The organism is Microcoleus sp. Pol8_D6, assembly GCF_036700965.1.
GTDB lineage: Bacteria > Cyanobacteriota > Cyanobacteriia > Cyanobacteriales > Microcoleaceae > Microcoleus.
This window is the reverse complement of the sequence record NZ_JAUBPW010000125.1, coordinates 1-8,265: the sequence shown is the minus strand read 5'-3', so window position 1 is coordinate 8,265 and position 8,265 is coordinate 1. Positions and strand designations below refer to the sequence as shown.

General features: G+C 43.9%; 11 protein-coding genes. 3 read left to right on the top strand and 8 right to left on the bottom strand.

Annotated elements, in window-relative coordinates:
• Positions 1–58: 58 nt before the first annotated feature.
• The 8 genes from QUA10_RS28280 to QUA10_RS28245 all read right to left on the bottom strand — a co-directional run bounded on the left by QUA10_RS28280 (position 59) and on the right by QUA10_RS28245 (position 6,462).
• Complete coding sequence (locus QUA10_RS28280) at positions 59–613, bottom strand: recombinase family protein (protein WP_333085826.1); 555 nt, start codon at positions 611–613, stop codon at positions 59–61.
• Positions 614–685: 72 nt separating this feature from the next.
• Positions 686–877, bottom strand: a complete 192-nt coding sequence (locus QUA10_RS28275) for a hypothetical protein (protein WP_333086457.1) — start codon at positions 875–877, stop codon at positions 686–688.
• A 66-nt stretch (positions 878–943) separates the two neighbouring features.
• Positions 944–1,831, bottom strand: a complete 888-nt coding sequence (locus tag QUA10_RS28270) for a hypothetical protein (RefSeq protein ID WP_333085825.1) — start codon at positions 1,829–1,831, stop codon at positions 944–946.
• Positions 1,831–2,775, bottom strand: a complete 945-nt coding sequence (locus QUA10_RS28265; RefSeq protein ID WP_333085824.1) for a hypothetical protein — start codon at positions 2,773–2,775, stop codon at positions 1,831–1,833. Before QUA10_RS28265 ends, QUA10_RS28270 begins: the two co-directional genes overlap by 1 nt.
• Positions 2,776–2,777: 2 nt before the next feature.
• Positions 2,778–3,047 (bottom strand): hypothetical protein, encoded by a 270-nt coding sequence (locus QUA10_RS28260; RefSeq protein ID WP_333085823.1) that lies wholly within the window; start codon positions 3,045–3,047, stop codon positions 2,778–2,780.
• Entirely contained in the window at positions 3,037–4,722 is a 1,686-nt protein-coding gene (locus tag QUA10_RS28255) for a hypothetical protein (RefSeq protein ID WP_333085822.1), read from the bottom strand. The genes QUA10_RS28260 and QUA10_RS28255 overlap by 11 nt, the downstream gene beginning before the upstream one ends.
• A 36-nt stretch (positions 4,723–4,758) precedes the next feature.
• Entirely contained in the window at positions 4,759–5,973 is a 1,215-nt protein-coding gene (locus QUA10_RS28250; protein ID WP_333085821.1) for a hypothetical protein, read from the bottom strand.
• Positions 5,974–5,976: 3 nt separating this feature from the next.
• Positions 5,977–6,462 (bottom strand): hypothetical protein, encoded by a 486-nt coding sequence (locus QUA10_RS28245; protein ID WP_333085820.1) that lies wholly within the window; start codon positions 6,460–6,462, stop codon positions 5,977–5,979.
• Between the two features lie 183 nt (positions 6,463–6,645).
• Between QUA10_RS28245 and QUA10_RS28240 the strand changes: the two genes are divergently transcribed.
• The 3 genes from QUA10_RS28240 to QUA10_RS28230 are packed head-to-tail and all read left to right on the top strand — an operon-like array spanning position 6,646 to position 7,935.
• Positions 6,646–7,296, top strand: coding sequence for a hypothetical protein (locus tag QUA10_RS28240; RefSeq protein WP_333085819.1), 651 nt, complete (start codon positions 6,646–6,648; stop codon positions 7,294–7,296).
• Between the two features lie 11 nt (positions 7,297–7,307).
• Positions 7,308–7,583, top strand: coding sequence for a hypothetical protein (locus QUA10_RS28235; RefSeq protein WP_333085818.1), 276 nt, complete (start codon positions 7,308–7,310; stop codon positions 7,581–7,583).
• A 1-nt stretch (position 7,584) separates the two neighbouring features.
• Positions 7,585–7,935, top strand: coding sequence for a hypothetical protein (locus tag QUA10_RS28230; RefSeq protein ID WP_333085817.1), 351 nt, complete (start codon positions 7,585–7,587; stop codon positions 7,933–7,935).
• The last annotated feature ends 330 nt before the right edge of the window (positions 7,936–8,265 follow it).

Sequence of the window (8,265 nt, the reverse complement as noted above, 5' to 3'; positions counted from 1 at the left end):
ATTCTTTATATTTGGGTACTAATTCACCAAAGGTACACCTACTAACTGTAGCACTATTTTAGGAAATTGGTATAACTCCAGAAGTCGCCGCAATTTCCGAGTAGCTTTTACCCTCCGACCGCAACTGATGCACAAAGGCGATCGCCTTTTCCGACACTCGCGGCCTGCCAAACTTGCGGCCCTTCGCCCTCGCCGATGCAATCCCTGACATTATCCGCTCGCGGTTTAAGTCGCGTTCAAACTCGGCAATTCCCGAAAGTAGTGTAACCATTAATTTCCCGTGCGCCGTGCTCAAGTCGAGGCCGATACCCGACAAGGCGACAAGGCTAATCCCCCAGCCATTCAAATCTCGCAGCGTTCCCAACAAATCGATCGTGCTACGACTCCACCGGCTCGCCTCAGTCACCAGCACCGCTGCAAATTTCCTTGCCTGAGCAGCCGCCATAATTTTTTTGCGCTCCGGGCGATCGGTTCGAGCACCGCTGGCAGTCTCCCGCACAACTTCCACCACCTCATACCCGGCGCGATCGGCGAACTCTCTCAAATCTCGTTCTTGCCGATCGCAATTCTGATCATCTGTCGAAACTCTGCAATAAATAATTGCGCGTATCAAAAAACCCTCCAGCCCAGGGCCGCGAAAAACCCGATTAAATCGAGGTTAATTTTTAACAAATTGCCGTATCAATTAAGAAGTGCTTTTTGGTACGTCAAGGCAAAACATTTTTACAATTTCATCTAACAACTGTCCCATTGTCAAATGCCGCCGTATCGCTTCAATCCTTAGATAATTCTTGGTATTTTCGTTAACTTCTGTCTGAAGTTTCACGCCGATGTTAGTAGTAATAGCATCAGTAATAGTCGCATTATCATCAATCATTGAAGTTACCAATAAACTTATTCATATTCTAACCTATACCTTTAGGCATAGTGACAATAAGCATTTCTACGCCAGCGCTATTTTCTGCCCGTAACTCGGTAAATGCAGCGTTGCGTAGGAATAATAAACCGTGCTTTTTGGGCGGTATCGCTTGTGTTTACGCTTCTTTCCGAGTACCTCTTCGTCTTTCGGGATAGGAATTGTAGGCTTCGGAGTTCCGATGGGTAAATTTAGTTTGAGGAATTGCGATCGCAATTCATGCCCTTGAATTTTTAAGACTTCTTTAACAATTCGCACTCCTTCAGCTTCTGTCGGGCATAAAATCTGCAGCGAGTACCCTCGCTCCCAATCGTGGTACACAACCATTTTTTCTCCGCGCTCCCATTTGAAAGCTTCGGTAAAAATAGTCTTGATTTGGGCTGAAAGCTTCTTGATGTCAGACTCTTTTATCAGTTGGCTTTTACCCTGCTTTGCCAAATTAGAGGAATCGACAAAGTTCATCAAGTCAAAACTAATCTCTCCTTTCAAGCGAGTGTAACCCGGAGCCACATCGGCGGCTTTTTCAAAAAACCACAGCTTGACTTCTGGATGACCAGCGCGCTCTACCCCTTGCTTGCCGCTTTCTTCCTCCGAATCACCGCCCTTGATTTTCTTGAGCTCATAGCGAATCAAATCTCGGATGGCATCTAGCAAAGAAGCTTGCAGGGCGATCGCGAATTCGTTACCGCTAATTGTCAGCGTGAGAGTATCAAGCGCTTCTTTACCTACCTTCTTTCTATCCCGCGTGGCCTTCTCAGCAGCGGCCTTGACTTCTGCTGCTGTCGGCTCGGTGAATTCCAAGTCGTAGACTGCAAAGTAGCTGTGCTCGGAAATCTTCTGTTCTGATTGTCCGGCAATTCTAGTTGGCGCGTTAACTCGTTTAAGTCGGTTTCTGACTTTGCTTTCTGCGCTCATTATCTGTACTCCAGCTCTAGAAACTCCTTGAAGCCGTCGCCAAACCCTTCAAGTGCGCCCTCTAAGAAGTTCCCCAGAGCGGCGTTATCTTCCTGAATTTGCTCCACAACCTGATCGACTTGCTGGCGGATCACCCAGGGCTTGCCGCCTTCTTCTCCCCAACTGCGGATCATTGCATCAACCCAAGGAATCCCGGATTTGAGATCCCTTTTTACCCACTGCCGAAAGTTCATGTAACCCTGGGCGAACAAAGCTTTTTGAGCGAATCGGTAGAACGCCCAACCCAGCGATGACAGTTCCTCTAAAATTTCTTCTGCTATTTCGTTATCGCCGTTATCATCCAATGCCAAAAACATCGTCGCGGTTGCATTGATGTCAATCCTCAATTTCGGCGTTTCCTTGCGGTTTGCGATAAAGCCGGCGAGCGATCGGCCGAGCGCTTCCCCGGCGATGTTGGCCAAGCCCCCAAAAGCGGCGTTGATTTCTGCAAGAATGGCGGCATCGGATTTGTTGAAATCGAAATCGTAAACTTGCGTACCGAAACTGACAGCCGCACCGATTACAGTGCCGCCAATTCCCGCCAGCGTAACGCCACCCAGCCCGACCGCTCCTGCCAGCGCGCCGATTCCCGCCACTACGCCGCCGACAACCACGCCGCCGATTAAAATTACCGCCCCCATGCCGGCCGCAACGGCGATCGGATCTTCTCTCAACCAACTTTTAAACAAATTCCAATCGCCCCGCAAAATAGCTTTGGCTAATTCCTTCGCCCCCTCAATCATGTTTTTTGCGAGGTTTTTGAGGTTGATGAATCCTTTGTTAATCCAAGCTTGTACTGTCGAGCCGATGTCGTTAAAAAAGTTACCTAGGGGCAAACCGAGCTTGACCGCTAAGCTCGTATTGTTCAAAGTAAGTCCCGGTTGTTCTGATTTTGCTGCTGCCATATTTACACCAACTTTTTAAGGTTTAAATTAGTTGAAACTTTCTTGAGCTTGCGCTTGCTCGGTATTGGGTCTTTGCTGCTGTTTCGGCACTGTTCGTATTCGGTGTTGTACTGCTTCTCAAAATTTTCAAAATTCCCGACACCGACTGCGCGGTTGATGTTTTCGCGGTCTAGCGCTCTTTTGATTCGCAAATTATTTACTGCTTCAAGCGTTTTGGTTTTCAAATAAGCTTTAATTAGAGCTTTGTTAGGCTTTGCTAAACTAATTGCCATTAATTAATCCCTTTATCATTTCAAACAGCGTTGGCGCTTTGGGATGTATTTCCTCTTTCACAATGGGATTTTTTCGAGTCCGCAACAGCGAAGACAGCAACTTCTCGGTACTGATGTCTTGATTCAAATCTAGTTGCTGATTGGATTTTTTCGGGTCAAAACCTTTAGTTGATTCCCCTTCAACCATCAAATTGTAAGAAGTTTCTATTTCGCCTTTAGTGCGCTTGGTTGGAATGCCGATCATGTCTATTACGCAGTCGAGCTTGTAGGACAAATCGGCAACAGCAACCATCAACTGCGTAACAGTAACTCCCGTACGGATATCCATATTTGTACTAATGTTTCCATCGTCTACAATTTCGTAGAGCATCTTCGTTACAGCTTCCGCCCAACCCGTCGCCGACAGATATTCGCTGTTTATTGTTTGGTCGCCTTCCTTCACCGCGTCGGCATCTTGAATATCAATCTTGGGACTAATAATAGTGCCGTGGGCGATGGCTTGAAACAGCATTTGAAAGAGGTTGTAGTAATTTTTTGCCTCTACTTTCTTGTCCGGTGTGCAGCCCGGCGCTAGTAAATAACTGGGTACGGGAAATTTACTTTTTTTGAAAAAGTCAACGTGCAAAACTTCTTTTAAATCCTCTAAACTGTCGATGATTTCTTCACAGCAATCGTTCATGTGCGGGGGGACTCCGGGTTGTAAAAATGGTTGTGGTTTTGGTTCTTCTTTAGGAATCAATGGAATGATTCGAGCATTCTCAAATGTATGTGTAGTTGCGGTGTAATACCCAGTAGACATTATCCCTACTAAAATTTCTTCTTTTCTTGTTTTGCTATATTCTATGTATTTTTTTATAATTGCACCTGTTCCGTAAAAACACAAACTACGCGCGTAATTCCCTCCGGACTGGGTAGTAGAAAAATAATTGGCACCGCCATTACTAGACATGATTTTAGATGTCACATTTTGGACATTTGCAGACGCCCCACTGTTTAGATAGACAAAAGTAGTTCTCTGTGGTGATGTTGAATTACTTTTTAAAATCTTATGAATTGTATTAGGATATTGCGTTTGTGTTTCGGTAAGTGTAAACGGCATTACCGTAGAGCTAATAGGTTTTTCTTGCTCTGTAATAGTTCTTGTGTACAAATTGGTAAATTCTAGTCTTACCTGGGAATAACTTATAGCTCTCCAATATTCTTCCCTTAAGTCACAAACTACCCACATTATTTCTTGAGTATCTGGAATTTCATTATTCCCGCCCGGTGTTGGTGTTGGTGTTGGTGTTGGCGTTAAAGGTTCTGGTGGATCTGGTAATTCACAACCAGGGTCAGGATAAGTGTGCGAAGCAACCACAATTCCCATAATTATCTTTGTCTCTGTAACTACGCAATCGCGAGCTTCTACGATTAGCTCAAATCCGCCCAAATCATAATGAATCTTTCCTCCTTCACGGCCCCAAGTAATACTTTGGCCGGCGATGCTAACCGTAATCGCGCCGCCGTAATCGTTTGTTATTCCTAATCCCCCTACTTTAAAATCAATTCCTAAATCCCAAATTCCCTCGCTATCAATAGACCATTGAGCTTTATTTTTGCCAATATTGCCCTCTGCCGAAATAGTTCCCTCGGCTGATGCAGTGGCTTGCGTAATTCCGCTTCTAATTGCACTCATTTGTTGCGTCTAACACATTAAATATCGAATTGTTGATTAATTCACGTAAAAAATCAAAACAGAAAAAGATTTATTCAAAAGATACTCGCTGTTACCTGTAGCAAGCAGTAAATTTATATGTAACGGATCGTGCCAGACATCGTAGCTATATCCAGTCGAATAAGCATCAAAATCACTTGGGATAGATGCCGCGAGCGAATGGGTAATACTAGGTAGTAAGCCGATAATTTTATTTCCATCCAAGCCGTGAACGGTTTGGATTATCCCCCCTTGACTACCAGGGGTCGTGCCAACAATTCTTCTAATTTTTAACTCAACATTGTCACCAAGTGTTGTAAATCCTGTAAAAACAGGCGAGTTAATAGGAGCTTTTAAAGCTAAAGCATTGGTGACATTACTTGCAAAATTGGCATCATTGTTCAAAGCTGCGGCCAGTTCTATTAAAGTGTTGAGCGCTCCAGGCGCGCCGCCAGCCAAATCTACAATTGCTTGGTCGATCATTGCAGGCGTTGCAAATTTCGATTGAGCAATTGTCTCAACGGTTCCGGTTGTTGCGTTTCTGCCAAGCAGCACATTTGCGGGCAGGTCAGTTAAACGGCCGTTGACAGCTAGCTCTAGCATTGCCATGCGATCGAGCAACTGTGCGGTCACGTCATTTTTTTTTGAGTCGAACTGGCTAACCTCGACTCGCAGCGCTCCCTTAATCGAAAGGCGATCGCCTACGGCTGGCAAGGTAATTTTGTAGATCGGGTCGCTGATAAATTGAATGCCAACTTGAGTAGTTTTGCCAAAAATATCAAGGGTTCCCTGGCTGAGGTATGGCACGATGTCAAGTGTGTTGGCGCGATTGCCATAATTTTGAATTATTTCAGTGTTTTTCCAAACCCACGGGTCGGCGGCTGAATCGCGCACAAAAATCATTAACTGGCATTTGGGGTACTGCCCATTCAATGCAGAAATTTCGGCGACTTTATCAGCAAGCGTGCTGCTGCGCTTGAGGGCCGGCGCGGGAGTTTGTATCCCTAGACTTGGCAAGTGATAAGTCATTACCAACTGTTCGAGATAAATTTCAGCCCCGCAATTTTCCCAAGTTAAATGTGCTGTTTCGGCGGCGGGCAAACCTAACGTCGCGATGTAACCAGCAATTGCAGATTTGATTGGTGCAACTAAAGCGTTGGTATCTAATACTATTTGGATGGAGTTGTTATTTTTGAGCGGCTCAAAGGTTTTAGAAAAGGTATAGCCAGGCATTTTTTAAGTTAGGAGATATTCAGCCGGTGTAATAGTTACGCCCGTATCGGTAATTACCCGAACAAAAGGCATAGAGAAACTACCGCTAATGGTTCCGGTAGAAGCGTTAATGGAAGCGCTAACATTTTTAATTTTGTTAGGGTTTTTGGCTTCGTCATTTTGGTAGCTCAATATCCGCGCCAATACCTCAAGAAAGTAATCTAAAGCATTAGTCGCGGTGAATGTCCCGCTTGCCCCAGCGTTGAAAGTTCCCGATAAAAAGCTTTCTGTTTTACCGAGAAAACTCAAACCCGTTCCAGTGAATTTAACAGGCATTGTAAAATCGCCTGTAAAAATCAAAGTGTCGCTGTCATAAGTACCGCTAACATAACTGGTTGTATTGTTGTTGGCAATTTCCAAGCCTTGAAAATACTCGATTAACTGACAAAATTGTGTTTCTGCATTAGTACCTTTAATAGTGGCATTTGTTCCATGTGTAACAGTAGTCACAATAGTCTATAATCCTTGCTAGTCAATGGTTTTAGTATACTATAATAATCTTACAACCCTATAGGGTTGAATTTTTAATAGTGATTAAAAATATGGCTTTTTGATTGAGAACAAGCCATATTTGAGATGAGGGTTGTTCTCTCCAAAAATTCATTCTTAACAACAATACTTGCAATAAAACAAATGGCTAGATTTAGCGATATTTTACGAGCCGATGAGCTTAAAGCAGCAAAAGATAAACTTGAAACTTGGCAAAAATTAGATAGGGCGGCTAAACAGGCGGCTTATGTAGCAGCAGTTGGCGATCACAAACGGTTAAACAGAGCTTCCCGCATTGGTTTCGTTCAACCCTTTGGCGCTCCGGACAAATTTTGGTATCAAGCAAAAGTGTTAGCACCAGCTTCGGCAACGCCGGAACCAGGCACTAAAGAAGAAAATGATGCAGCTTTGATTACAGCTCTTCTTACTGTTGTTTCTCCTTCGGCTACTACTGGTTACGTCCTCGGAACAGCCCCTGGCGGCGCAGGGAATATCTCGGCCGAAGCAAAAAAAGTACAATTTGCAAAAGTCAAACTTACGGAAAGAAGTGGCAACGGCGAGCCCGGTAAGATTTCTCGGATGACAGGTTTGCCGTATACGAAATACCGGACAAATACGGTAAGCACTCCTTTTGGGGTAAATGCAGAGGCAACTGACAAATCAGAGCAAGCAGCGCGCAAAGCTTTAAGAGCTGCTTTGCTTGGAAATCCCCCTGCCGCTAATCGGTTTGTGGGGTTTACTCCACAGGGTGAAATTGGCGACATTGTTATTGTTGCTGCTGCTACTACTACTTAAGAGGATTTAAAATGAGTCTCCAAAAAGAACTTTGGCTTCCAGGAATGAAAGAGGAATATTTAGTAATTCCTGATAAAATCGAAGATTTTTTGGAGATTCAAATTTCTCTTAACAGTACCGATGCGGAATTTGAGAAAATGGTTTTAGTTAACAATTCTGCTCAAAATATGCTCAACGGAACTTTAGACCTTGATAGCTACCTAGATATTTTGGATTACGCAGAAATAGATCCGTTTTTCCACCTTCAGGAAGCTGCTTGGCAAGTCGCTAATCTTTTCAATTATTAAAATGACTCTTGATAATGAGAGTAACTGGCAAATTGTTTATAACGGTTTTCATTCTGCAACAGATGAAACGTCTATAAATGCCATAGCAATTCCCGGCAATTTTGACCAACATACAATTAGGATTTACACGACATCTTTACAAGCTAAACCTACTTGGTGGATGGCGGGCCGATTAATACAATTGTTGGGCGATAGCAATCCTGATTTCGAGGCTTCTCGTTGGCTTGTGCCACTAAAGCGCCGCACATTAATCAAATTACCTCAGTTTACCACTGAATATCACTTAAAATTTGAGCCTGTCCGGTGGCTTAAAGAAGTTGCGATAGTGATTGAAATTTACGTCAGCGAATAAGCGAGTGAGTCAAAGTGTGAAAAGTTTAACTGATATGGCGTCACTAATCGGGACGTTTTTAACGTCATTGATTAGTCTAATTGTCCTCTGGAATGTAACACGGGGAGTTCTTACGCTCTTGGCCAATATTCAGCGCAAGCTTACTGTACTTAGGAGCTTGTACATCAGCCAAAGAGCCGAAGTGCGCGATATTCAAAATTACCTCAAAATTCATCATGGCTATCACGTTCGGGGAGGCATCCATGAGATACAGGATGATTTACTAAACGAATATAATAACGAAAATACGGGGTTTTAATGGATAAATACTCGTATCGGTTTACTATTGCC